Source organism: Hymenobacter qilianensis (assembly GCF_014489555.1).
GTDB lineage: Bacteria > Bacteroidota > Bacteroidia > Cytophagales > Hymenobacteraceae > Hymenobacter > Hymenobacter qilianensis.
The window spans coordinates 1,728,114-1,751,871 of record NZ_CP060784.1 but is presented as its reverse complement, the minus strand read 5'-3'; the positions used below and the strand labels follow the sequence as shown (position 1 = coordinate 1,751,871).

Genomic DNA, 23,758 nt, shown 5'->3' with positions numbered 1-23,758 from the left:
CACAACGTATTTAAGCTAAATCCACCTTTGGGCAGTGTGCTTGGCTGAGCCTAACTCCGGCCGACCTATACAGACCTCCCTCAAGCGGCGATGATGGCTAGGGGCTTTCATCGAAGGGCAATTCAAAAGTACTTTGTTTTTCAAAGTTAGCAAACAAAACCGCAATTTTATTTTTGGGTTGGGCAAATTCTTCAATCCCAGCCCTCTATCCGTTTAGAGCCGGCAGTTAGTGCTAGGCTGGGCTAGTCGTGGATGACAGATGAATGAGCGCTGGGGCAAGTCCACCGGCTTGGGTTTGTTTGGGCGATGAACTCCGGGAATTCAACTCAAGTAAACTAGAAGTGGGGGCCGGTACGTAAGCGACTTCTATGTACTTATTCGTTATCAATTCCGGCAGCAGCTCTATTAAGTATCAGCTCTTCCGCTGGCCCGCTGAGCAGCCCGTGTGTAGCGGCCTCGTGGAGCGCATCGGCCTGCCTGAGGCCAGTATCACCCACAACGTTTTCACCAGCGACGCCGGGCCGGTTATTCGGCGCAGCCTGCCCCTGCCCGACCACGAGGCTGGATTGCGGGAAGTGGTGGGGCTGCTCACCGACCCGACCGAAGGCGTACTCCATGATCCGCGGGAGATTGAGGTAGTCGGGCATCGGGTGGTGCACGGTGGCGAGGCTTTCGCCGCTACAGCGCTCATTACCCCGGCGGTGAAGGCCGAAATCAAGCGGCTGTTTTCCCTGGCCCCTCTGCACAATCCGGCCAACTATCTGGGTATTGAGGTGGCCGAAAACCTGTTTCCTCAGGCCCGGCAAGTAGCGGTGTTTGATACGGCTTTCCATCAAACTTTGCCCCCCAGAGCCTTTCGTTACGCGCTGCCTGCTTCTTTCTATACCGAGTTCGGCATTCGGGCCTACGGTTTTCATGGCACCAGCCATCAGTATGTGGCCGCTCAGGCGGCCGCTTACCTGGGCAACCCGGCGGCCAAAATCATTACCATTCACCTGGGCAATGGCTGTAGCATGGCAGCCGTGCTGGGGGCAAATCGGTGGATACCAGCATGGGTTTTGGGCCGCTTAGTGGCCTGGTGATGGGTACGCGCTCCGGCGACCTTGATCCGTCGATTATTTTCCACCTGATTAATGAGCGGGGCTACGAGCCGGCGCAGGTGCAAAATCTGCTCAACAAAAACAGCGGTATGCTGGGCCTCACTGGCTTCAGCGACATGCGCGACATTACCAAGGCCCTGCTGGCCGGCGACCCCGCCGCCGCCTTGGCCTACGATCTTTATGCTTACCGCATTCAGAAGTATATCGGGGCGTACGCTGCCGTGCTTAACGGTCTCGACGCTGTAGTATTCACGGCGGGCGTGGGCGAAAACGACGCCTTGATTCGCGCCCTGGTCTGCCGAAACCTGGAGTTCCTGGGCCTTCACCTCGACGAAGCCCGCAATGAGAAACGGGCCAAGGAGTTACGCGAAATAAACCAGGCGGAAGCGCGGGTGAAGATTCTGGTGGTGCCCACCAATGAGGAGCTAGCCATTGCCCGGCAATGCGTTGCTTTATTACAGTCAGTATAAATCAGTGCGCGACTCAATAGGAAACTTATTGGCGCTGTGGCCTGTATGCCCAATGCCTGGAAGCCGGCCAGCCTTAGCAAATCTGTTTGAGGCGGTATCACACTGGGGTAGAACCGTGTATTCTTTTTGTTGACTGTTCTTTGCTCTTACACTAAGCTTATGATGTTTTTTGAAGTCGCGCTACTTGCGTTTGGAACTACATTGTCAGCGGCTCCGCTCGGCGCGACTGCTTCTGCAGGCACTTCCCCGGTAAGTGTAGTCGTGACCGACCTGCCTTCTACCAAGGCGACGCTAAAGCTGTACTTCTACAACGTGAAGGAGAATTTTCTGAAGCGGGGTAACTACACGATGCTTAAGTATGTGAAACCCGCTGGCAGCAAACAAATTACGCTGCCCATCGACCTGCCTAATGGCGAATGGGCTGTAGCCCTTACCCAAGACATGAACGAGAACGACCTGGTAGACCGCAACTTTCTGGGTATTCCCACCGAGCCGTATGCCTTCTCAAATAACGTGTGGCCTACGATGAGGGCTCCCGAGTTCGACGAGTGTAAGTTCAAAGTGAATGGCGCCAAAGTCGTGACCATTTCAATGAAAAAATAACAGCTTGATCTCACAAAAAGGCCGGCCCCACGCTGACAAATCAACGTGGGGCCGGCCTCTTTTATGTAGATGCAAGTTTAAAGTTCAGCCTCCTGATTAGCGGCCAAAATCATCCTGCACGCGCACAATGTCGTCTTCATCGGAGGGTTGGGTGGCGTCGGTGTGCTGCCAGATTTCGGCCAGTACGCCCCAGTCGTCGAGGCCGACTAACCGATGACGCTCGCCTTGCTTTAGGGTAATCAGCTGGCCCACGGCGTAAGTTTTCACTTCGCCTTCCTCATCGGTGGCGCTCGTCACGACACCTACGGGGCCTTGCAGCACTTTCCAGACCTCGGCGCGGCGGCGGTGGTATTGCCACGACAGCCGCTTCTGGGGCGCTACAATCAGAATCTTGGGGCTCAGCTTGCCCGAAATGCGCAGGTCTTCTACGGCCATTCCATCAAAATAAGCATCGGCAAAGGGCTGGGCCTGATCTTCATTAATAACAAAAAAGCCCCCCACGGGCGCGACTGGTCTTGCTTATCGATGGTAAAGCCCTGGGCCTGAAGCTGTTGCTCGGTCTTCTGAAACAAGGTCTGCTTTTGCGAATCTGTATGCATTGGAGAAATATGTAAGAGTCAAGAATACGGAACGTGTGTCTGCCTTCAAATAATATACCGCTTACCCTTCACTAGTCACTTACTCAACTTCGCGGCCGCCCTACCCTTCAGGCCTTTTGCCGCCCATCAGGATTTGAGGCCAGATCCAGCGGAATATCTATGTAGAAAGTGCTGCCCTTGCCTTCTTCGCTTTCAAACCAGATGTGGCCCTGGTGCAGCCCCACAATGGTTTTGATGATAGACATCCCCAGACCCGTGGTTTTTTCGCCACGCAGGCCGGGCCGCCGGGCTTTAGTAAAACGATCAAACAAGCCGGCCTGCAAGGCCTTTGGTATGCCGATACCGTCGTCGGCTACGGTGAAGCGTACGGTGGTGGGCTCCTGTGCCACCGTTAGGGTAATATGGCCACCATCGGGCGTAAACTTGACGGCGTTCGACATTAAGTTATTGAGCACCTGCATAAACTTATTGACGTCCAGGCTTATATAAATGGGCTCCTGGGGGACAATTAGCTGGAAGTGCTTATCCACCAGCGACTCCGCTTGCTGGTAGCTATTCATCATTTGCTGCACGCGCTCCACCATATCAACGCGCTCCGTTTTCAGTTCCACGTTGGCTGAATCTAGAAACTCCTGGTCCACGAAGTCGCGGATGAGGTCAACGCTATCCTTGCAGGTGGTCTGCATGATGCGGATCATCTCATTGAGGCTCTCATTCTGCAAGGAGCTAACTTGCTCCCCCATGTATTCGGCCAGCTGCTGTAGCATAATAAAAGGCCCCGCCAGGTCGTGAGAGAGGATTTCGAGGGTGGCGTTCTTCTTGGCGTTGAACTTATCAGCGTTGGCTATATACTCTTTCTGGCTGGTAATTACATCTAAAAAGCCCCCAGCAACTCCTGCTCAGTCCCGGTTTGCTGGCGGTAAGGTTTCAACTGCAACCATTGCTCCGCGCCATCGGGATCTAGTAGGCGGAACTCAATTTCCTTTTCTTCCAGCCGGCCGCGCTGCCAACGCCGCCAGCAATTAGCTAAGTAAGGGCGGTCGTCGGGGTGCAGGCGCGCAATCAGCTGGGGCAACTCCTGGTTCACCTGCTTACGGTTGCCGCCCATTAGGTGCTCGTAGGCCGCATTCACAAATACAACCTCGTGAGCATCCGGGTCATACACGAAGAAGACCTGGCTCAGATTCTCCACGAAATCTTGAAAAAACGGCGCAGGATCAAGCATTGGAGACATAGCAGGAGAAGTTCGTGGTGCTGATTTATACGGCGGTCGTCTCTTTGGATGTTGCTCGTGATGAGAGCGGCCGAAGCCAGCCAGAAGGAAAGACTTGCGAAGTGCAGGGCTAAAAGTACGCTACCGCACCCTTATAAGGCGCTGGGGGGCAAAAACGAAGCGCAAGCGGGTTACATAACTGGCGTTGCTTACGCTTTTATCCTGGATTAAGGTATCAAAGACAGCTGCTTATAATTTAATCATTCCGATATGAATTTTACCTTTTTCAATATAAAAAACTTGACTTTTTCCTATAAGCTCTATACATTCAGCTACTTATATACTTCGAATACCCGCGCTACTACCTATCCACCTTTTGCTACACCATTTCATTTTTATCCATGAGTTGACCTAACAATTTATATGACTATGCCCGCAGGGGATGTATTAGTTGCTGCCCCACCCTCGCTGCACCGCCTGGGCCTTGTTGCGATACTGCGCGAAACATGGCCGACGGTGGTTATTCGCGTGCTCCCCGGCCCCGACCAACTTCTGGTGCTCCTGACTCAGCAGAGGTTTGCGCTCGTCATTGCTGATGCCACTATCTCCTCCTGCTTGCTGCCCCAGTTACAGCAGTTGCGCACGCACGGTTTGTGCCCGCAGCTGCTGGTTCTTACGGGTCGGCACCAACCTCTCGCCGTGCGTCACTGCCTAGCCCAGACCGGCTACCCTTTGCTTTCCCGCCACGCCTCACCCACGGAAGTAATCCAGTGCGTGAGTGGCTTACTTTGCCCCCCAGACGCTTCCAGCCACTATCCTACACCCACCAGGCGCCGCGTGGAGCCGCCCACGCCATTTAGCCGCCGCGAGCTGGAGGTGCTGCGCCTGGTAATAGCCGACTGCTGCAACCAGGAAATTGCCGACCGCCTGTTTCTGAGCGTGCGCACCGTGGAAAGCCACCGCCGGGCCTTACTGCAAAAAACGGGAGCCAAAACGCTGGTGGGTCTAGTAGTGCAGGCCATGCGGGAGGGCTGGGTGGCGGCGTAGAGCTCGGTGTAAATAATGTAGCGCCTGGGTAAGCTGATGTGTAGTCATCAGGAAGTAAAAGGTGGCTGAGCGCTAAGAGCGTGTTGGGGAATTGTCATGCTTCGGTAAGCGGACGTCGAATCCGTCATGCTTGATCCGGCGTCCGCTTACCGAAGCATGACAATTCCCCAACACGCTCTAAATATAAAGAAGCCTTCGCTGCATCCGCAGCGAAGGCTTCTTTGTGAAACGTAGTATGGCAACAATCTACCCCAGCTTCTTATACCGCACGCGTTTCGGCTCTACATCACCCAGGCGCTTCTTTTTGGCTTCCTCATAATCCGAGAAGTTGCCCTCAAACCAGACCACTTCCGAATTGCCCTCAAAAGCCAGAATGTGCGTAGCCAGGCGGTCCAGGAACCAGCGGTCGTGGCTGATGATAACGGCGCAGCCGGCGAAGTTCTCCAGGGCGTCTTCCAAAGCCCGGATGGCGTTCACGTCCAGGTCGTTGGTGGGCTCATCGAGCAGGAGCAAATTTGCCCCCTGCTTCAGCGTAGTAGCCAGATGCACGCGGTTGCGCTCCCCGCCCGAGAGGCTGCCGACTTTCTTTTCCTGGTCGCCGCCGCGGAAGTTGAAGTTGCTCACGTAGGCACGGGCATTCACAGGGCGCCCTGCCAGCAGCATGGTTTCGGTGCCGCCCGAAATTGTTTCGAACACCGACTTGTTGGGCTCCAACGTTTCGTGCTGCTGATCGACGTAGGCCGTCTGTACCGTGGGGCCAACCTCGAAGGTGCCGGCATCGGCTTCCAGTTGGTTGGTGATGAGGCGAAACAACGTAGACTTGCCCGCGCCGTTCGGCCCGATGATGCCCACGATGCCGCCTTGCGGCAAAGAGAAGCTCAGGTTTTCGAATAACAGCTTGTCACCGAAAGCTTTGGAAATGTTGTGGGCTTCAATTACCTGCCCGCCGAGGCGCGGCCCGTCGGGAATGAACAGTTCCAGCTTCTGCTCCTTTTCCTTCACGTCGGCGCTCACCAGCTTATCGTAGCCGGCCACGCGGGCCTTGCTTTTGGCCTGCCGGGCTTTGGGCGACATACGCACCCATTCCAGCTCGCGCTGCAAGGTTTTTTGGCGCTTACTCTCGGTTTTTTCTTCCTGAGCCAGGCGGTTCGACTTCTGCTCCAGCCACGAAGAGTAGTTGCCTTTCCACGGAATACCTTCGCCGCGGTCCAGCTCCAGAATCCAGCCGGCCACGTTGTCGAGGAAGTAGCGGTCGTGGGTTACGGCAATGACGGTGCCTTTGTACTGCTGCAAGTGCTGCTCCAGCCACAGCACGCTTTCGGCGTCAAGGTGGTTGGTGGGCTCGTCGAGCAGCAGCACATCGGGCTCTTGCAACAGCAAGCGACACAGAGCCACGCGGCGCTTTTCGCCCCCGAGAGGTTGCCTACAATGGCGTCGCCGTCGGGGGTGCGCAGGGCGTCCATGGCGCGCTCCAGCTTGCTGTCCAGGTTCCAGGCGTCGAGTTGGTCCAGCCGCTCCTGCACGGCACCCTGGCGCTCCAGCAGCTTATCAAAGTCGGCATCTTCGGCTCCGAAAGCCTCGTTTATTTCGTCGAATTCTTTGAGCAGCGCTACGGTTTCGGCCGCACCTTCCTGCACCACTTCCATCACTGTTTTGGTGGGGTCGAGCTGGGGCTCCTGCTCCAGATAGCCCACCGAGTAGCCCGGCGACCACACTACTTCGCCCTGAATCTGCTTATCGACGCCGGCTATTACTTTCAGCAGCGACGACTTGCCCGAGCCGTTCAAACCCAGCACCCCAATTTTGGCGCCGTAGAAAAACGAGAGGTAAATGTTCTTGAGAACCTGTTTCTGGGGCGGATACACTTTGCTCACGCCGGCCATGGAAAAGATGATCGTTTCGCTCATAGAAATGGGATTGGGGGCTTTTTTAAAAGTTTTCAGGCAACAAACCAACCGGCTTGGGCAGTCAGATTTCGTGTAAAAACGGATGTCATGCAGCGCAGCGCGAAGCATCTCGCGTGCTGATGTGAGGTTACTAATGCTACTAAACACGCGAGATGCTTCGCGCTGCGCTGCATGACGTTCTGCTAGATAAGCTCTTAGATCAATTCGTCTGTTTCAGCTTGGTTACCGGCCCATGGCCTAACCTTGCGGCGTTGGCTTACGTTCGGTTCAGATAACCCTGGCTAACTCGGCGAACCGGCCAAAGGTAGGCAGCCTGCCCTAAGTTTCCGCCGTTTAAACCCCGGGTTTCACAGGCAGCGAATATGCTTTCCATCCCGTAAACTTGTAGTCAGCTAATACCGTTTCTTTACCCTTCCGATCCCACCACCTAGCCGCTTTCGCGTTATTATTATCATTAGTATGGAACCACAAGATCACCTGCTAGCCGAAGCCCGGCGCTACGGCTACGTCGAAGGCGACCAAGTGTGGCTACGCTCGTTTATGGATTTGCCAGCCCGCCGGGTTGGGCAGGTTAAGGAATCCGAGGAGGCCTCGCTTCAGTACTTTGCTCAGCGCTTCGAAAGCTTTCGGGCCAAGGTAGAAGACTTATTGGCTAAGATTGAAGAATCGGAGAACAAGGGCTCGTTTCTGATGAAGGCCCTGCACCTGAAGGAGCAAATGGCCTCCTACGATGCTCTGGGCGATTTTGAGGCCCTGCACCACCGCCTCACCGAAGCTGAAGAAGGCATTAAAGTAACAGTAGCTCGCAACCGCGAGAAGAATCTGAACACCAAGATTACGCTGATTCAAGAGGCTGAGGCCCTGCGCGACAGCATCGACTGGCAGACGGCCGGCGAAAAGCTCCAGGAACTGCGACAGGCCTGGATTAAAACCGGCCCCGTAGAGAAGCACCTCACCGAAGAGCTGGAAAACCGTTTCCGCGAAGCCGTGGATCAGTTTTTCGTACGCAAAAAAGAGTTCCTGGCCGATAAAAAGGCTATGTCGAATCGGGTGGTGGACAAGTACCGCGACCTGATCCGCAAGTCGGAAGCCATCCAAAACTCGGAAGACTACGAAGAGACAACTCGCCAACTCAAGCAACTGCAGCAAGACTGGAAAGAGGTGGGCGGCTCTTTGCCCCGCAAGCAAGCCAATGAATTGTGGACGCGCTTCCGGGCTGCTCACAACCACTTTTTCGACCGCCTGAAAGAGCACATCAGCACGAAGCGGGTGGATGCCAAAGACGGCTACATGGACGACAACCTGAGCCGCAAGCGTGCCCTGGTTGCTGAAGCTGAAGCCCTGCTCAATCAGCCGATGTCGGCGGCCGTGGCGCGCGCCAAGGAGCTACAGGCGGCCTGGAAAAAGGTGGGCCCCGTGCGCGGCGAAGAATCGGACCGGGTGTGGGAGCAGTTCATCATGGCCTGCGACAAAGTATTTGAAATGAGCGCCTTGGAGCACTTCATCCGCAAGCGTCAGCCGAATACCCCAGAAACCGGTTCGCCCGAAGACAAAATAAACGCCCGCGTGCAGGCCCTCCGCGACTTCATTAAGTACGACAAGCAGGAGCAGGAAGTACTTGTGGAAAACCTGGGCAAGCTCAGCGACTCACCCGGCAACGAAACTTTCCGCAATATGCTGGAAGGAAAAATCCGGGGATTCGAGCGAAAAATCCGCACAAAAACCGATCTTATCGAGCTGTTGCGCCAGCGCTTACCTGCTTAGGCTGAACCTTACAGCGCTTTTTACGTTGTCGGGAAGCAAACGCCGTTGCGCCGCTTTGGCAGGCGTTTTCAGCCGGCCGGGTTTTTGCTCATCGGCGTATCACAACTTTACATTTGCCCACTTTTTTTGTAGCACACCATTATGTATTGGACTCTGGAACTTGCTTCCTACCTGGAAGATGCCCCCTGGCCCGCCACCAAGGATGAACTGATTGATTATTCCATCCGCTCGGGTGCCCCGATGGAAGTGGTGGAAAACCTGCAGGCACTGGAAGATGACGGCCAACCCTACGAGAACATCGAAGAAGTTTGGCCGGATTATCCGACCAAGGAAGACTTCATGTTCAACGAAGACGAGTACTAAGAGCGGAGCGAGAAGCTAGGAGTCAGGAGATAGAATGTCGTTGATGAAGGATTTATTCGTCAGTCCATCGCTCCTGGCTCCTGGCTCTCAGCTCCTAACTCCTTTACTAATAGAGAATCTGGTTGCGGGGTATGAACAGCGTGTTCTGCTCCGCAACCTTTTTTTGTGCGTGCCGGCACCGGCTTTTGTAGCCATTGTGGGGCATAACGGCTGCGGCAAAAGCACCTTATTTCGGGCTCTTACCGGCCGAATTCCCTACCAGGGCAGCGTGCAGGTTTTTGGCCACGACCTCCGCACGGAGCGCCAGCCAGCTGCCAGCGGCCTGCTGGCTCATCTGCCCCAGCGCAATACCGTCAGCTTCCCCATTGAGGTGCGCGAATTGGTGGTAATGGGCCGCTTCCGCCATCAGCGCTTCCTGAGCGCCTACGGCCCCCACGATTACGCCCAAGCCGATGAGGCGTTGGCCCGCGTGGGCGCCCCTCACCTCGCCCACCGCGACTTTACTTTGCTATCCGGGGGTGAGCAGCAGCTGGTGTGGCTGGCTCAGCTGGCCCTGCAAGACGCTCAGCTCTACCTCCTCGACGAGCCCACCCAACAACTCGATGTGTACTACCGCCGCCGCGTATTCGATCTGCTGCAAAGCTGGGTGCTCGAAACTGGCAAAACCGTGCTCTGCATCACCCACGACCTCGATAATTTGCCCCCATGCGTGGCTACCTGCTGAATCTGTCGCTTCCGAAGCCAGAATTGGAAGTATTGACTCCTGAGAGCGTGCAGGGGGCAAAAGCGTATCTGGAAAGCGAAGAAAGCTTGGCGGTGAGGTAGTGAAATAGTGAGTTTGTTGTTCAATCTGCGTGGTTATAACAACAAACTCACTATTTCACTACCTCACCATTTTACCTTACCGCCGCCCCGGCTTGCCGCACAGCACCTGCCCGATAGAGCGCATAAATGGCCACGGCGTCACCGAGTTCATCACCTGAAAGTTCTCGACCCAGGTAGTGCGCTCATCCAGAAAATCGAAGATGCGCTCCACTGGGTTATGCTGGAATAGCTCAGTGAAAATGTCGCGGGTAGTTTCGCCGCGGCGCTGCATGATATCGAGCAGCAAGGTATCGAAGAGGCGAAATTGCCACCGGTCGCTGGTTGGATCGGGCGGCGGCGCGCCGGTGGTAGCCAGCGCCTCTACCAGCCGGGCCGTGTGGGCCTGAATACGCTTGAAAGCGTAGCCGGTGCTGGGCTTTGCGCGGCCGGCACGCGTTCCCAAATTGATAATATTTGCCCCCCAGCGAGCCGGCAGCGGATGATCGGTCATGGGAATAGCGCCTACCTCTTCTGCTTCTATGCGGTAGCTCTTTACGCCAAGCGTGGTGGTCAAATACGCGTGCATAGCTGCTTCGTAGGCAGCTTTGGGCAGCACTTCGCCCGAAAACAGCGTGTACTCTACCAGCGCCCGGCGCGGGCTGAAGGGCAGCACATACATAAAGCGCGGCTCGTGGTACTGTGGCCCCCGGAAGTCCATGAATTCCACGGTTTTCGGGTCGAATACATCCTGCTCGGTTTCTACCTCCCAGCCCACAAAATGCTGGAGCAGATAGCGGTGCTTATCCGGTTGCTTATCCATAACCGGCGGACGACTATCAAAGCCATATCGGGCCGTAAACTTCCCAGCTGATGTATGCGCTATCACACCGCTGGGGGGCAAATTTTCGAGGCTATCGACCGTGGCGCGCACTAACGTAACCTGTGGATTGCCGGCCAGCGCCGCGTGCACAAACTGGTAGAAATCAAGGCCCCGAATCATCTTGTAGCGGTGGCGACTAAGCGCAAACACCCGCTCGAAGCCCGGACTGCGAAAAGCCAGCTGCGCCCACTCGTGCGCTACAATGCTGTCAAACGGCGACGGCGCATCGGCCCAGAACGACCAGGTGCGGTCGTTCTGGTCTTTGGCCGCTGGTTCCAGGAGCAGCACGCGCTTGTCGCGCAGGCGTGGTTCCTGTGCCAGCGCATACGCTAGGCTCAGGCCGGCGGCCCCGCCACCCACTATCAAATAGTCAAAATCAGTTTGCACAAACACAAAAAACCGGCGACGGAAGCATTCCGTCGCCGGTTCAAATAACGGCTTAATACCTGAGCTTGTTTTTGGTATTAGAAGTTTGGCGAGAGCAGGTACTTGGAGTAGAAGTCATCAATGATTTTGACAGCCGAAGCAGCATCATCCACTAGCTGCACTAGGTTCATGTCTTCGGGCGAGATATTGCGCTCATCTTCCAGCATCACTTGCTGAATCCAGTCGAACATGCCCTGCCAGTACTTGGTACCTACCAACACGATAGGGAAACGCCCGATTTTCTTGGTTTGAATAAGAGTAATAGCCTCAAACAGCTCGTCCAGCGTGCCGAAGCCGCCGGGCATACCGATAAAGCCCTGCGCATACTTCACGAACATCACCTTACGCACGAAGAAGTAGTCGAAGTTGATGATCTTATCGGGGTCAATGTAGATGTTATGAAACTGCTCGAAGGGCAGCTCAATGTTGAGGCCTACCGAACGGCCTCCTTCAGAGCGCGCGCCTTTGTTGCCGGCTTCCATAATGCCGGGGCCACCGCCCGTAATTACGCCGTAGCCGTGGCGTACGAGCTTGGCCGCAATCTCCTCGGCCATTTGGTAGTAAGGATTATCTGGCTTGGTGCGCGCCGAGCCAAAAATAGACACGCAAGGGCCGATTTTGCTCATTTTCTCGAAGCCTTCCACGAACTCGGCCATCACCTTAAAGATCTGCCAGGAGTCAGCAATCTTAATCTCGTTCCAGTCCTTGTCTACGAATGCGCGCCGGATGCGCTGCTCATCATCGAGCTGCAGGGTGCGCTGCCCGCTGGTTTGCTCCCGGATTTCGCTGATAGAAGTCACCTTGTTGTCGTTCACATTGGGCTGACTGATCGTCTGCCCGCTACCTGCATTCAGGGTTTCGTCGTGGATTTTGGTCCGACTGGTTTTTTTAAGCTTAGTCATAGATACTGCACTTTTGAGCCCGCTGATGGGAATTAGCAAGCACCTTTCGGTGCCGCGAGCCTGTTTTTAAAGAAAAAGAAAGATAATCAGAAGCCTAGCGACCAAAACGCGCAATTGCCCTCCACCTAAAACCGGGGCGTGCAAGATAAGGGTTTGGCTCTGTTGTGCAAGACAAGGAGCTTACTTACCCTGCTTGTTTTACTTCGAGCGGATGGCAATAACCGGATCGAGGTTGGAAGCCAGGACGGCTGGAATAATACCGGCCAGAATACCGATAACTACCGATACAGTGAGTCCTAGCGTCACGTTGCTGGCCGAAAGAAACAAAGGCAACGATTCCTGCGGAATCAGTGTGATCAGAAAAACCAGGAAAATGCCGGCCGCGCCGCCAATCAGGCACAGAAAGATGGCTTCGAACAGAAACTGAAACAGGATAAAGTAATTTTTGGCCCCCAGCGACTTCTGAATACCAATAATGTTGGTGCGCTCCTTCACCGACACAAACATGATGTTGGCAATACCAAAGCCCCCACCAGCATGGCGAAGCTGCCAATAACGGCGCCAGCCACCCCAATCACAGAGAACAGCTTGGAAATAAGCTCCCCGAACATTTCGGGCCGATTCAGAGCGAAGTTGTCTTCCTCCCGGGGTTTCAGGCCCCTCACGTTGCGCATTACGCCCTGCAGTTCTGATTCTAAATTAGCGAGGTTCTGATCGTCTTCGCGGCCCTTTACAATAATGTTAGGCGACACGCCGCCCATGCCGCTACCATTGTTGACGGCAAAGATCTGACTGAACATTCCGAAGGTAATCAGGCAGTTGGTGTCATTACTGGGAGTATCAATCAGCTTTTTCCCCTCCTTCTTCATCACCCCAATCACGGTGAATTTGCGCCCGCGAGCCGAGAATTCGCGCCCCAGGGCGGAACCTCCGCCAAAAAGATTTTCAGCAATGTCAGCCCCGATGATAGCTACGTTGCGAGCAAGGTCAATTTCCTGGGAGGTGAAGTAGCGGCCTTCCGCGATGGGTACTTTTGAAACCTGCTGAAACTCATAGCTGACCCCCTGCAAATTACAGTCCGTGAGGCTGTTATTACCTGCCTTCAGCGTATTGCCGCCGGTATTAGCCATAATGGCCATGCCCATGTGGCTATTGGGGTTCAGCGTACGCTGTAGAGCACGGAATTCGCGCTGGGTGGGTACGGGGCGGTTAAAATATTTCCACCAAGGCCGATTGGGCTCAAATTTCCAGGGCCACTTGCCCACGTAAACCACTTTCTCACCTAAAAAATCCATGCTCTGCCGGATATTCGACTCCAGCGAATCGACGACGGTAAAAACGGCGATGATGGCAAAGATCCCGACTGTGACGCCCAGCAATGAGAGAATGGTGCGCAGCAAATTGGATTTGAGAGCTTGCCACGCGAAGCGGAAGCTTTCCAGTGTCAGGCGCAAGGCGAGCATGGAGTGGGAGGTTAAGTAGCTAAATGGTTGGCTGACTGAACTAATACAGTTTCGACTGGGCAGTAGTTCAGCTATCAGTAAAGGAACAAGTTAGCAGTTTAACCTGCCACTATTACAACTAGTTAGCTGTTCATTCATTTGAGCATTCTATGCTGATTCCGGGCGAAAAATAACGATTAATCCGGCCATTCTACGTACTTTTGCCCCCTGAAATTTTTGTTAGCTTCCCCCCTATTGCCCATATCCGACCATGAAACTGTCCGAGTTTAAATTTGACCTGCCCGAGAACCTGCTGGCGCAGCACCCGGCCAAAAACCGCGACGAGTCGCGCCTGATGGTAGTACACCGCGATACTGGCAAAATCGAGCACCGTATTTTTAAAGACATCATTGAGTATTTCAATGACGGTGATGTATTCGTGATGAACGACACGAAAGTGTTTCCGGCACGGCTATATGGCAATAAAGAAAAGACAGGAGCAAAAATTGAAGTGTTTTTGCTGCGCGAGCTGAATAAAGAAAGCCACCTGTGGGACGTACTGGTTGATCCGGCCCGTAAAATCCGGGTGGGCAACAAATTGTACTTCGGCGAAAGCGACATGGTGGCCGAAGTTATCGACAACACCACCTCACGGGGCCGTACCATCAAGTTTTTGTTTGATGGCCCTGATGAAGAATTTTATAAAGCCCTCCACGACTTAGGCGAAACGCCCCTGCCCGCGAGGCGATTACCCGTGATGCTGAGCCGGCCGACAAAGAGCGCTATCAGACCATTTACGCCAAGCACATCGGTGCTGTGGCCGCCCCTTCGGCAGGTCTGCACTTTACCCGTGAGGTACTGAAGCGCCTGGAAATCAAGGGTGTAGAAACTACCGCCGTCACGCTGCACGTGGGTTTGGGCACTTTCCGTCCGGTGGATGTGGAAGACCTGACCAAGCACAAGATGGACTCGGAGAATTTCATTGTACCTGCTGAGGCTGCCATTATTGTGAATAAGGCGCTGGACGCTAAAAAGCGCGTTTGCTCCGTGGGCACTACTACCATGCGGGCGCTGGAGTCATCGGTATCGGCGCACAACCGTTTGAAAGCCAACCAGGGCTGGACCGATCGGTTCATTTTCCCGCCGTACGAGTTCAAAATCGCGAATACCCTGCTCACCAACTTCCACACGCCGGAAAGCACGCTGATGATGATGACAGCCGCCTTTGCTGGCTACGATCTGTTAGCGGAAGCGTACAAGGTTGCCATCAAAGAGAAGTATCGTTTCTTCAGCTACGGCGATGCGATGCTGATTCTGTAAGCTAGAAGTGAGTACAAAGAAGTGGGAGGCAAGACTTTGTTGCGAGCCTTCCGCATTGCCCGGTTACCTTTGGTGGCCGGGCTTTTTGTTGCGCTTTATACTCATCTTCCACTCTCGTAGCTTCTGCTTATGTCGACTCCCAATCGGTTTGCTATACTTGTGGCTGGCGGCAGCGGCACGCGCATGGGCGCAGGTCAGCCGAAGCAGTTTCTGGAGTTGCTCGGCGAGCCGGTGCTGCTGCATACGCTACGCCGCTTTGCCGAGACCAGCTTGGGTGTGCAGCAATTTGTGGTGGTTTTGCCCCCGACCAGTTCGATACGTGGCACCACCTCTGTACCCGGCATCAGGTCGCAATTCCGCACGCGGTGGTGGGCGGGGGCATTCTCGGTGGGCTTCGGTAAGAAATGGCCTGAAACACCTGGCTACGTACACGGAGGGCATTGTAGCGGTGCACGATGGCGTGCGACCACTGGTATCGGCAGCAGTTATTGAAAATACGTATGCGGCCGCGGCTGAGCACGGCGCGGCCATAGCCGCTGTGGTGCCCAAAGACTCGGTGCGCGGCCTCTCCAAGGAAGGCTCTTACGCTATTGACCGCTCCCGGCTGCGCTTAGTACAGACGCCGCAGTGCTTTGATCTGGAGCTACTACGGCGGGCCTATCGGCTGCCAGAGCTGCCTACTTTCACTGATGATGCGAGTGTAGTGGAAGACCTGCATCCAATTCACTTGGTAGAAGGCGATTATCGCAACCTCAAAATCACGACACCGGAAGACATGCTGTTGGCAGAAGCCATTCTGCGTAGTCGGTAGCACGGTGCAGCGCTTTAGTCCCGGGTGTTGTCAGAACGCCAACTTTCTCATGTAATTTGCCCTCCAGGCGACGCGAAGACTACCTACTCGGAGCCGCTTTCTACCTTTCACTGATTCCTATGTATACCTGCTTGCTCTACGATGTACGCGACGGTGTTGCGACGATTACTTTTAACCGGCCTGATGTATTCAATGCCTTCAACGACCCGCAGAGCTACGAACTGCAGGATGCCCTAAAGCAGGTAGCGCGCGACGCCTCGGTGCGGGCCGTGGTGCTCACCGGCGCCGGACGGGCTTTCTGCTCAGGCCAGGACCTTAAGGCAGCGCAAGGGGAAGAGAAACGGTCTTTTTATGACTCTTTGCATAAGCGCTACAATCCTATCATTCGGGCTATGCGCGCCTTACCGAAGCCTATCATCGGGCGGCTAAATGGAGTCGCGGCCGGAGCGGGCTGCTCGCTGGCGCTGGCCTGCGATGCGCTGATTGCCTCCACCGACGCCTCTCTGATTGAGGTATTTATCAATATCGGGCTGGTGCCCGACTCAGGCTCATCGTACTTTCTCCCACGGCTGGTGGGCACGCTAAAGGCGTTTGAGCTATGCACGCTGGGCTCCAAAGTTTCGGCCGAGGAAGCGCTGCGGCTAGGTTTGGTAAACCAGGTGGTGGCGCCCGAGCAGCTCGATGAGGCTACGTACGCACTAGCGGCGCGGTATGCGGCGGCGCCTACCAAGTCTATTGGCCTGATCAAGCAAATGCTGAATAAAGCCAGTGCCTCGACGCTGGACGAAATGCTGGACTACGAAGCTTACTGCCAGCAGATTGCGGGCGAGTCAGATGATTATCGGGAGGGCGTACAGGCGTTTCTGGAGAAGCGCAAACCGCAGTTTCGCGGGGCTTAGCAAAGGCTATCAAACTGCAATTTTGGTTTAACAGAAAGCGCCACCCTCGCTACAGGGTGGCGCTTTCTGTTGGATGCTTTGTAAGTTGACTTTGCGATGCTCAGCTATATCAAAGCCTCGTAAGAGAACGTAGAATCGCTGGCGGAAGAAGCTCTCCATTGTCCAGCAGCAGTCCAGCAACTTGTGATGAAGACGACACTTAGCAGGTCGGTAGTGGCACGAGGCGTCTTCGTTCTTTTGCTAGCCGTGTGCAGCCCTCCACTGCAAGCGCAGGGACTAACGGCCGAGTTTTTTGGCGGTACTGCCTGGAGCTTACCAACTATCCTTCGAATAGAGCAGCCCGGGGAGGAAGCTATTCGCTTTCGAGCGCGCTACCGCACACGGCCCTGGCACGGGTCGCCATACTACGCCTACAGACTAGGCTACCGGCAGTGGAGCGCGGAGCTGGTGCACCACAAGGTGTACCTCCAGAATCCGCCCCCTGAGATAGAGCATTTCGAGGTATCACATGGCTACAACATGGTCATTGTAAGCCGGACGATGCCTTTGCTGGAACAGTCAAGCGTTTTTCGGATTGGTGTCGGAATGGTGATTGGCCATCCGGAGGGGCGCGTTCGCGGCAAATCCATCAATCCGGTGCGCAGCTTGCTGGGTGGTGGCTACCACATTGCGGGGGTTGGTTTGCAGGCCGCTGCCGGCCCGCCAATGAGAGTAGCAGATCACTGGTTTTTTCGGCCAGAAGCAAAGCTAACGGCGGCGTGGGCCCGGATGCCATTGGCAGATGGCGGCACCGCTACCGTACCAAATGTGGCGTTGCATCTGCTGGTGGGGTTTGGCTACCGAAGCAAGCACTAAATATACAGAGCGAGTCTGGGGGGCTTTTTCCTGGGAAAAAGCCCCCAGACTCGCTCTAGCTTCTACATTTCGCGGCCTTCCTGCTATCCCTGATAACCACCTGCTGAGGCTGCCGTATAGGCAATAGCTTATTTTCAATTCCTCTAACTGTTTGTGCGCTATGGCTTCTGCCCGTTTTCTGCTCCTAGGATGCTGCGTTGTCATGGGGGCCTGCTCGCCCGATGCCAGCCAAAAAGATCCGGTAGCGGAAGCCAGGTTTCAGAACGAAAAACGCATTAAGGAAGCCGCCGTGACCGAGCGGCAGGAGCGCGACGCGGACTTTATGGTAAACGCGGCCAGCAGCGGGCTCCTGGAGTTGGAGATGAGCAAGCTGGCCCAGCAAAAATCAGCTACGCCTGCGGTCCGCAACTTAGCCCAGCGCTTGGTTCAGCAGCATGGGCAGGTGAGCACGGCGCTCCGAAACTTAGCGCAGCAAAAAAACCTGATGCTGCCTAGCGGACTTGGCAGCGACCAGCAAAAACAATATGCCGACTTAAGCGCCCTGACCGGCACGCAGTTCGACAAACGGTATGTGGAAATGCTGCTGGAGGCTCATAAAAGCGATGCAGATGCGTTCGAGGATATGAGCAAGGACGCTTACGACGGCGACATTCGCGGATTTGCCGCCAAATTCTTGCCCACGATTGAACAACATCTGGATGATGTGGGCGTCGTGGAAGACCAACTAGAAGACTTGCCTTAATTTTTCATTGTTAACCTGAATTCCAACCCATGTTTCATTTCCCAAAACACCGATTATTCTCTGTTCTTGCCTTATTTGCTGCTTTGTCGCTGACCAGCTGCGGCAATACTGAAACCCGCACCGATGGCACGGCCGGCGAGGCCGTAGTTGGCCAGGAAGAAGCCGCCGAGCAAGGTGGCGTACAGGCTGATGCTACCGTCATCGACAACGAAGAAGGAGCCACCGTTACTGCCGATGCCGACTCTTTGGAAGCGGCCGACAATGACTAACCTTCTGATAAACTGACCCGTACACTAACGACTCTGGGCAGCTGCTCAGCTGTTTTCTGCCGCTAATCGCCGACTTACTTATTCGACGGTTGGCGGCAGACCTATTTTTTCACAATACAAGCTCAACCATTCCACCTTTTACTACCGCTATGAAACGTACAATCATGAGTCTCTTTTGCGCAGGCATGCTGCTAGCTACCAGCGCTTGCAGCAATGAAAAAACCGCCACCACCGACACCCCGACTGATTCAGAAGAGGCAGGTGGCAACGCAGGCGACAACTACATGAACGCCGCTACTGATGGCGACAGCGCCACGGCTACGATGCCTTCCGACACTACTGCCGGCGGTTCGGCAGCCGCTGCTGGCACCGCTCCTGCCGGGATGAATGCCAACAGCGCAGATCCTAACGGCCCCACGGCGCCGCACAAAGACGACCCAGAGTTCATGAAATCGGCCGCGCACAGCGACCAGAATGAGATTCAACTGAGCCGCTTGGTACTGGAGAAAGGCGTAACGGGTATGGCGAAAGACCACGCCAACATGATGATTACGGACCATACCAAGTCGACCGCGGATCTGAAAACGCTGGCCCAGAAGAAGAAGGTGACTTTGCCTACCGATATGGACGCTGAGCACAAAACCATTGCGGATCAGATGCGGAAGCTATCAGGCAAGCAGTTAGAACAACGCTTCCTCCAGCAGATGGTAACCGACCACCAGAAGACGCTGAATACGATGCAAGCGCACGCTAAGATGACCAAAGACACTGAACTACAAGGCTTTATTACGAAGACTACGCCTGTCATTCAGAAGCACTTGGATATGTCGAAGCAGCACGCTGGCATGAAGATGTAAAGGTTTGAAACCAACTAAAAAAGCCCCCAGAGTCTTCTGGGGGCTTTTTAGCTTTTTGTAGGTATAGCAATTGATAGCTTTTACTTGCTTAACCTGTCAGATTAGGCGGGTTTTGTTTTCCCTTACTGATAACCAAACCAGTAACGCAGCCCAATGAAGCTGAAGCCCCATCGCAACGGCTCGCCGCTCTTTGTCATTACCCAAGCTGAGGTGTCGCATTAAAAGGCCGCTGAGAACTTTCGCCTAGCTGTAATAACGAGCCAGTAAGAGGCAGCGGAATCTCCTAGCCTTTCGTGGCTTAACTCCTACTGGAGACAACATCATTTACTGTTTCATCCCCCTGAAGTGATGGCTTATGCTCTCTACATTGCACCCTTAGATACTGGGAAGTTCCCAACCCTTCACTAACCTAATCGTAAACTATAAGAAGGCAAGGGTTTACGCCACTGCTATTTATCACTTCTTATAAGCGTACAGATAATGGCAGTAATGCAATAGTACGCGTCTTCATTTTACTACCTGTCGTTATGAAACGTAACTTATTAAGCCTGCTATGCGTGGGTATGCTCCTTACTACCGGTGCTTGCAGCAACGAGAAAACCGCCATTACCAACGAGCCGACCGATTCAGAAGAGACCGGTGGCAATGCCGGCGATAATTACATGAACGCGGCTACTGAGGGCAACAACGAACCCGCTGTTAATATGCCCGAAACGGCCACACGGGCAACTGCTGCCGAAGCGGCTGGTACCGCGCCCCTAGCTTATTCTATGTCGGATCCAGAGTTTTTGAAACTGGTGTACGAAGGCGGCAATAATGAAATTCAGTTAAGCCAACTGGCGCTGCAGAAGGAGGTAAGCAACGAGGCCAAAGCCTTTGCGAACCGCATGATTGCCGACCACCAAAAAATCGCCGCCGAGATAAAGCCTTTAGCTGCCAATCTGCAAGCCGATTTGCCTACCGGTATGGATCCTGCCCACAAAGCTATGTACGACGAGTTAGCTGCCCTAACGGGGTCAGCATTCGAGCAGCAGTACTGGCGGCAAATGCTCATCGACCATCGCCAGACCCTTAAACTGTTTCAGGGCGAGATAGATATGGCCCGAGCGCCGAAGGTGAAGGATTTTGCGGTTAAAAACCTGCCCGTCATTCAAATGCACGCAACTACCGCGGCTAAGCACGCCAACAGCGCTTCTATGTAGCTCGTAGCGTTACGTATAAAAAAAGCCCCAGAAATAGTCTGGGGGCTTTTTTTATACGACACATGCTGATAAGCCTCAGCGCTGCTTAAGTAGTCCGGAAAATCAGCTCACTTTCTCCTCCGCGTACTTGCTCACTTTCAGTTCCTCGGCCAGAAACTTCCCGGTGTAGCCTTTGCTGGCCTTAGCCACTTGCTCAGGTGTGCCCTGGGCCACAACGGTACCACCGCCTCCCCCGCCTTCAGGGCCCAGGTCGATAACGTGGTCGGCTACTTTAATCAGGTCCAGATTGTGCTCGATGATGAGAACGGTGTTGCCTTTGTCGACCAGCTTTTGCAGCACATCAGAAAGGTGGCGGATATCCTCGAAGTGCAGACCCGTAGTTGGCTCGTCGAGAATATAGAAGGTTTTGCCAGTGTCTTTTTTGCCGAGTTCCGTTGCTAGCTTCACCCGCTGGGCTTCACCACCGGAAAGCGTGGTGGCCTGCTGGCCCAAGGTCAGATAACCCAAGCCTACTTCGTTGAGCACCTGAATCTTGCGAATGATACGCGGCTGATTCTCGAAGTACTCCACGGCTTTCTCTACTGTCAGATCGAGTACGTCGGTGATGCTCTTGCCTTTGAAGCGTACTTCCAGCGTTTCGCGGTTGTAGCGGCGGCCTTTGCAGGTTTCGCAGGGCACATGCACGTCGGGCAGGAAGTTCATCTCGATGGTCCGCAGGCCAGCACCTTCGCAAGTTTCACAGCGTCCGCCCTTCACGTTGAAAGAGAAGCGGCCCGGCCCATAACCCCGAATTTTGGCCTCCGGCAACGAAGCGAACAGGCTGCGAATCTCGGTAAACACGCCTGTATAAGTCGCCGGGTTGGAGCGCGGCGTCCGCCCAATCGGCGACTGATCTACCTCAATTACTTTGTCAATCAATTCCAGCCCTTCAATGCCCGCGTAGGGCAGCGGGTCGCGCTTGGCATTGAAAAAGTGCTGGTTCAGAATAGGATACAGCGTGTCGTGAATGAGCGACGACTTGCCCGAGCCCGACACGCCCGTCACGGCCACCAACTTGCCGAGCGGAAACTTGACGGTCACGTTCTTGAGGTTGTGGCCGGTGGCACCCTTGAGCGTGAGCGTGTTGCCTTCGCCCTTGCGCTTCTTTTTGCGCAGCTCAATGTGCCGCTCCCCACTCAGATACTGCGAAGTCAGGCTGCCCGATTTGAAAATCTCCGTAGGCGAGCCTTCGGCCACAATATGCCCCCCATGAATGCCCGCACCCGGTCCGATGTCTAACACGTGGTCGGCATTCATAATCATATCTTTGTCGTGCTCTACCACAATCACCGAGTTACCGATGTCGCGCAGGTGCTGCAAGGCCTTGATCAGCCGCTCATTATCGCGCTGATGTAGGCCGATGCTAGGCTCGTCCATGATATACAGCACGCCCACGAGCTGAGTACCAATCTGGGTGGCCAATCGAATTCGCTGCGATTCGCCCCCCGACAAGGTGCGCACCGAGCGGTGCAGGCTCAGGTACTCCAGGCCCACTTCCAGCAGAAAGCCAATGCGCTTACGCAGTTCTTTGAGCAGCTCCCGCCCAATCACGTTCTGGCGCTCACTCAGTCGCTCTTCCAGCCCCACGAACCATTGGCTGAGCTGGGCGATATCCATCACCGACAGCTCACCGATGTTCTTGCCGTCGATCAGAAAGTGTAGCGACTCTTTTTTCAGGCGGTAACCACTGCACTCGGGGCACTCCTGAGCCTGGGTGTACTCCTGAATCCAGGCGCGAATGTTTTCCGAGTCAGACTCCATCTGGCGGCGCAGGAAGGGAATAATGCCTTCAAACGGCTCCGTATAGTTTGCCTTTTTGGGGTCCGCGTCTTCGTCCTCGGGCACGCCGTAGAGCAGGCGTTCCACCAAGTCTTCGGGCAGCTTTTCGATGGGCGTAGAAAGGCTGAACTTCTGCTTTTTGAGGATAAGCTGGAGCTGCTGGAAAATCCAGATGTCGCGGTACTCGCCCAGGGGGCAATTCCACCCCGGCTGATGCTCAGCTTCTTATCCGGCAGCACCGAGTCTTCCGTGATTTGCTGCACCTCACCCAGGCCGTTGCAGGTGGGGCAGGCGCCGTAGGGCGAGTTGAAGGAAAAAGTATTCGGGGCCGGATCGTCGTAGGCGATGCCGGTGGTGGGGTCCATAAGAAAGCGCGAGAAAAACTGCGTTTTCTTGGTGTCCGGGTCCAGCACGAGCATGGTGCCCTTGCCGTGGGTCAGCGCGTTCTGCACCGAGCCCGACAACCGGAACCGGTCCTCGGTTTTGACCACCAATCGGTCAATCACGATTTCAATGTCGTGGATTTTGTAGCGGTCCACCTGCATCTTGGGCGTCAGGTCGAGCAGTTCGCCATCCACGCGCACTTTGGCAAAGCCGAGCTTGGCAATCTGCTGAAACAGCTCGCGGTAGTGGCCTTTGCGGCCTTTCACCACGGGGGCCAGCACCACCAGCTTTTTCTCGTTGAAGTGCTTGAGAATGTAGTTGATAATCTGCTCGTCGCTCTGCCGGATCATCTTGGCGCCTGTGGCGTAGCTGAACGCCTCCGCCGTACGGGCGTAAAGCAGACGCAGGAAGTCGTAAATCTCGGTGATGGTGCCCACCGTGGAGCGGGGGTTGCGCGAAGTGGTTTTCTGCTCAATGCTGATTACCGGCGACAATCCTTCAATCTTGTCCACGTCGGGCCGCTCCAGACCGCCCATAAACGAGCGAGCATACGCCGAAAACGTCTCCATGTAGCGGCGCTGCCCTTCGGCATAAATCGTGTCGAAGGCCAGACTGGATTTGCCCGAGCCCGAAATGCCGGTGAACACCACCAGCTTGCCCCGCGGAATCTGAACCGAAACGTTTTTCAGGTTGTGTTCCCGCGCTCCGTACACTTCAATAAATGGCGCCTCCACGTCGGCCGCGTGGCCGTTGGCAGCCGCTACCGTAGCAGCAAGCTGGGGGGCAATTTCGGGAGTGACGGGGGCAACGGAAGCAGATATTTTCTTAGCCATGCAGCGCGAATCGAATAAGTCCGCAAAGGTAGGCAAAACTGAGTCCTCTCGCTATTCAGAATAGCTTATTTGCCAGAGGGTTTAGCAGAATAAACCGGGGATTTGAGGGAACTAAAATTCTACTTGCTGTACTGCCATGCAGCGCGTGACGCAACAGCTAAGCAGTAGTTCTTAGGCCAACGCGCCCTGGGTCCTGCATAGGATAGCGTTTGGCGCTGTTCTTGCCGATAGTAGGATAATTCCTTCAC

17 protein-coding genes and 6 pseudogenes are annotated in these 23,758 nt (G+C 54.9%); 15 read left to right on the top strand and 8 right to left on the bottom strand.

The genetic code is table 11. The features are described from left to right. The first annotated feature begins 368 nt into the window (after positions 1–368). Together H9L05_RS08050 and H9L05_RS08045 are read left to right on the top strand one after the other, a co-directional pair. Positions 369–1,570: pseudogene (locus H9L05_RS08050) on the top strand (acetate/propionate family kinase). Positions 1,571–1,729: 159 nt separating this feature from the next. Beyond that, positions 1,730–2,173: a DUF2141 domain-containing protein gene (locus tag H9L05_RS08045; RefSeq protein ID WP_187733720.1), complete on the top strand. Its 444-nt coding sequence runs from the start codon at positions 1,730–1,732 to the stop codon at positions 2,171–2,173. A gap of 96 nt (positions 2,174–2,269) precedes the next feature. Here the strand turns inward: H9L05_RS08045 and H9L05_RS08040 are convergent. The 3 genes and pseudogenes from H9L05_RS08040 to H9L05_RS08030 all read right to left on the bottom strand — a co-directional run bounded on the left by H9L05_RS08040 (position 2,270) and on the right by H9L05_RS08030 (position 4,006). Further along, positions 2,270–2,772: pseudogene (locus H9L05_RS08040) on the bottom strand (phosphoheptose isomerase). A 107-nt stretch (positions 2,773–2,879) separates the two neighbouring features. Beyond that, positions 2,880–3,539, bottom strand: a complete 660-nt coding sequence (locus H9L05_RS08035; protein WP_187733719.1) for a sensor histidine kinase — start codon at positions 3,537–3,539, stop codon at positions 2,880–2,882. A 107-nt stretch (positions 3,540–3,646) separates the two neighbouring features. After that, complete coding sequence (locus H9L05_RS08030) at positions 3,647–4,006, bottom strand: PAS domain-containing protein (RefSeq protein ID WP_187733718.1); 360 nt, start codon at positions 4,004–4,006, stop codon at positions 3,647–3,649. A gap of 408 nt (positions 4,007–4,414) precedes the next feature. Here H9L05_RS08030 and H9L05_RS08025 point away from each other — a divergent pair, with 408 nt between their 5' ends. Continuing rightward, positions 4,415–5,032 (top strand): helix-turn-helix transcriptional regulator, encoded by a 618-nt coding sequence (locus H9L05_RS08025; RefSeq protein ID WP_223284810.1) that lies wholly within the window; start codon positions 4,415–4,417, stop codon positions 5,030–5,032. A gap of 246 nt (positions 5,033–5,278) precedes the next feature. Here H9L05_RS08025 and ettA read toward each other — a convergent pair. Continuing rightward, a pseudogene (gene ettA / locus H9L05_RS08020) lies at positions 5,279–6,939 on the bottom strand (energy-dependent translational throttle protein EttA). 459 nt (positions 6,940–7,398) lie between these two features. Between ettA and H9L05_RS08015 the strand changes: the two are divergent. From H9L05_RS08015 to H9L05_RS08005, 3 genes are all read left to right on the top strand, one after another. Beyond that, positions 7,399–8,703 (top strand): DUF349 domain-containing protein, encoded by a 1,305-nt coding sequence (locus H9L05_RS08015; RefSeq protein WP_187733716.1) that lies wholly within the window; start codon positions 7,399–7,401, stop codon positions 8,701–8,703. A gap of 141 nt (positions 8,704–8,844) precedes the next feature. Further along, positions 8,845–9,066: a DUF2795 domain-containing protein gene (locus H9L05_RS08010; protein ID WP_019948259.1), complete on the top strand. Its 222-nt coding sequence runs from the start codon at positions 8,845–8,847 to the stop codon at positions 9,064–9,066. Positions 9,067–9,235: 169 nt separating this feature from the next. Next, positions 9,236–9,790 carry an ABC transporter ATP-binding protein gene (locus H9L05_RS08005; protein ID WP_262892654.1) on the top strand — a complete coding sequence of 185 codons (555 nt, stop codon included), beginning with the start codon at positions 9,236–9,238 and terminating at the stop codon, positions 9,788–9,790. Between the two features lie 177 nt (positions 9,791–9,967). Here H9L05_RS08005 and H9L05_RS08000 read toward each other — a convergent pair whose 3' ends face one another. The 3 genes and pseudogenes from H9L05_RS08000 to H9L05_RS07990 all read right to left on the bottom strand — a co-directional run bounded on the left by H9L05_RS08000 (position 9,968) and on the right by H9L05_RS07990 (position 13,541). After that, positions 9,968–11,137: a lycopene cyclase family protein gene (locus H9L05_RS08000; protein ID WP_187733715.1), complete on the bottom strand. Its 1,170-nt coding sequence runs from the start codon at positions 11,135–11,137 to the stop codon at positions 9,968–9,970. Between the two features lie 77 nt (positions 11,138–11,214). After that, positions 11,215–12,078: an LOG family protein gene (locus tag H9L05_RS07995; protein ID WP_187733714.1), complete on the bottom strand. Its 864-nt coding sequence runs from the start codon at positions 12,076–12,078 to the stop codon at positions 11,215–11,217. A gap of 198 nt (positions 12,079–12,276) precedes the next feature. After that, positions 12,277–13,541, bottom strand: a pseudogene (locus tag H9L05_RS07990) (ABC transporter permease). 250 nt (positions 13,542–13,791) lie between these two features. Here H9L05_RS07990 and queA point away from each other — a divergent pair. The 9 genes and pseudogenes from queA (at position 13,792) to H9L05_RS07950 (ending at position 20,475) form a co-directional block, all read left to right on the top strand. Next, a pseudogene (queA, locus tag H9L05_RS07985) lies at positions 13,792–14,840 on the top strand (tRNA preQ1(34) S-adenosylmethionine ribosyltransferase-isomerase QueA). Between the two features lie 129 nt (positions 14,841–14,969). Next, the gene (locus H9L05_RS26025) at positions 14,970–15,332 is read left to right on the top strand and encodes a 2-C-methyl-D-erythritol 4-phosphate cytidylyltransferase (protein WP_317175154.1); all 363 of its coding nucleotides are present in this window, start codon (positions 14,970–14,972) and stop codon (positions 15,330–15,332) included. Next, positions 15,250–15,651 carry an IspD/TarI family cytidylyltransferase gene (locus tag H9L05_RS26020; protein WP_317175183.1) on the top strand — a complete coding sequence of 134 codons (402 nt, stop codon included), beginning with the start codon at positions 15,250–15,252 and terminating at the stop codon, positions 15,649–15,651. The genes H9L05_RS26025 and H9L05_RS26020 overlap by 83 nt, the downstream gene beginning before the upstream one ends. 119 nt (positions 15,652–15,770) lie before the next feature. Then, positions 15,771–16,550, top strand: coding sequence for an enoyl-CoA hydratase-related protein (locus tag H9L05_RS07975; protein WP_187733713.1), 780 nt, complete (start codon positions 15,771–15,773; stop codon positions 16,548–16,550). Between the two features lie 246 nt (positions 16,551–16,796). Next, positions 16,797–17,405: a hypothetical protein gene (locus tag H9L05_RS07970; protein WP_187733712.1), complete on the top strand. Its 609-nt coding sequence runs from the start codon at positions 16,797–16,799 to the stop codon at positions 17,403–17,405. A gap of 160 nt (positions 17,406–17,565) precedes the next feature. After that, positions 17,566–18,147, top strand: coding sequence for a DUF4142 domain-containing protein (locus H9L05_RS07965; RefSeq protein WP_187733711.1), 582 nt, complete (start codon positions 17,566–17,568; stop codon positions 18,145–18,147). A gap of 29 nt (positions 18,148–18,176) precedes the next feature. Next, positions 18,177–18,416, top strand: a complete 240-nt coding sequence (locus H9L05_RS07960; protein WP_187733710.1) for a hypothetical protein — start codon at positions 18,177–18,179, stop codon at positions 18,414–18,416. Positions 18,417–18,565: 149 nt separating this feature from the next. Beyond that, positions 18,566–19,273 (top strand): DUF4142 domain-containing protein, encoded by a 708-nt coding sequence (locus tag H9L05_RS07955; protein ID WP_187733709.1) that lies wholly within the window; start codon positions 18,566–18,568, stop codon positions 19,271–19,273. Between the two features lie 527 nt (positions 19,274–19,800). Then, on the top strand, positions 19,801–20,475 hold the full coding sequence (locus tag H9L05_RS07950; protein WP_187733708.1) for a DUF4142 domain-containing protein: 675 nt from the start codon (positions 19,801–19,803) through the stop codon (positions 20,473–20,475). Positions 20,476–20,577: 102 nt separating this feature from the next. On the opposite strand, the pseudogene uvrA reads toward H9L05_RS07950, so the two are convergent. After that, positions 20,578–23,510: pseudogene (uvrA, locus tag H9L05_RS07945) on the bottom strand (excinuclease ABC subunit UvrA). Positions 23,511–23,758: the final 248 nt, after the last annotated feature.

Excerpts from the sequence above, each read along its gene's own strand:
- H9L05_RS08045 (WP_187733720.1), top strand. The coding sequence starts at position 1,730 with ATGATGTTTTTTGAAGTCGCGCTACTTGCGTTTGGAACTACATTGTCA.
- H9L05_RS08035 (WP_187733719.1), bottom strand. The coding sequence starts at position 3,539 with ATGCTACAGCAGCTGGCCGAATACATGGGGGAGCAAGTTAGCTCCTTG.
- H9L05_RS08030 (WP_187733718.1), bottom strand. The coding sequence starts at position 4,006 with ATGTCTCCAATGCTTGATCCTGCGCCGTTTTTTCAAGATTTCGTGGAG.
- H9L05_RS08025 (WP_223284810.1), top strand. The coding sequence starts at position 4,415 with ATGCCCGCAGGGGATGTATTAGTTGCTGCCCCACCCTCGCTGCACCGC.
- H9L05_RS08015 (WP_187733716.1), top strand. The coding sequence starts at position 7,399 with ATGGAACCACAAGATCACCTGCTAGCCGAAGCCCGGCGCTACGGCTAC.
- H9L05_RS08010 (WP_019948259.1), top strand. The coding sequence starts at position 8,845 with ATGTATTGGACTCTGGAACTTGCTTCCTACCTGGAAGATGCCCCCTGG.
- H9L05_RS07995 (WP_187733714.1), bottom strand. The coding sequence starts at position 12,078 with ATGACTAAGCTTAAAAAAACCAGTCGGACCAAAATCCACGACGAAACC.
- H9L05_RS26025 (WP_317175154.1), top strand. The coding sequence starts at position 14,970 with ATGTCGACTCCCAATCGGTTTGCTATACTTGTGGCTGGCGGCAGCGGC.
- H9L05_RS07975 (WP_187733713.1), top strand. The coding sequence starts at position 15,771 with ATGTATACCTGCTTGCTCTACGATGTACGCGACGGTGTTGCGACGATT.
- H9L05_RS07965 (WP_187733711.1), top strand. The coding sequence starts at position 17,566 with ATGGCTTCTGCCCGTTTTCTGCTCCTAGGATGCTGCGTTGTCATGGGG.
- H9L05_RS07960 (WP_187733710.1), top strand. The coding sequence starts at position 18,177 with ATGTTTCATTTCCCAAAACACCGATTATTCTCTGTTCTTGCCTTATTT.
- H9L05_RS07955 (WP_187733709.1), top strand. The coding sequence starts at position 18,566 with ATGAAACGTACAATCATGAGTCTCTTTTGCGCAGGCATGCTGCTAGCT.
- H9L05_RS07950 (WP_187733708.1), top strand. The coding sequence starts at position 19,801 with ATGAAACGTAACTTATTAAGCCTGCTATGCGTGGGTATGCTCCTTACT.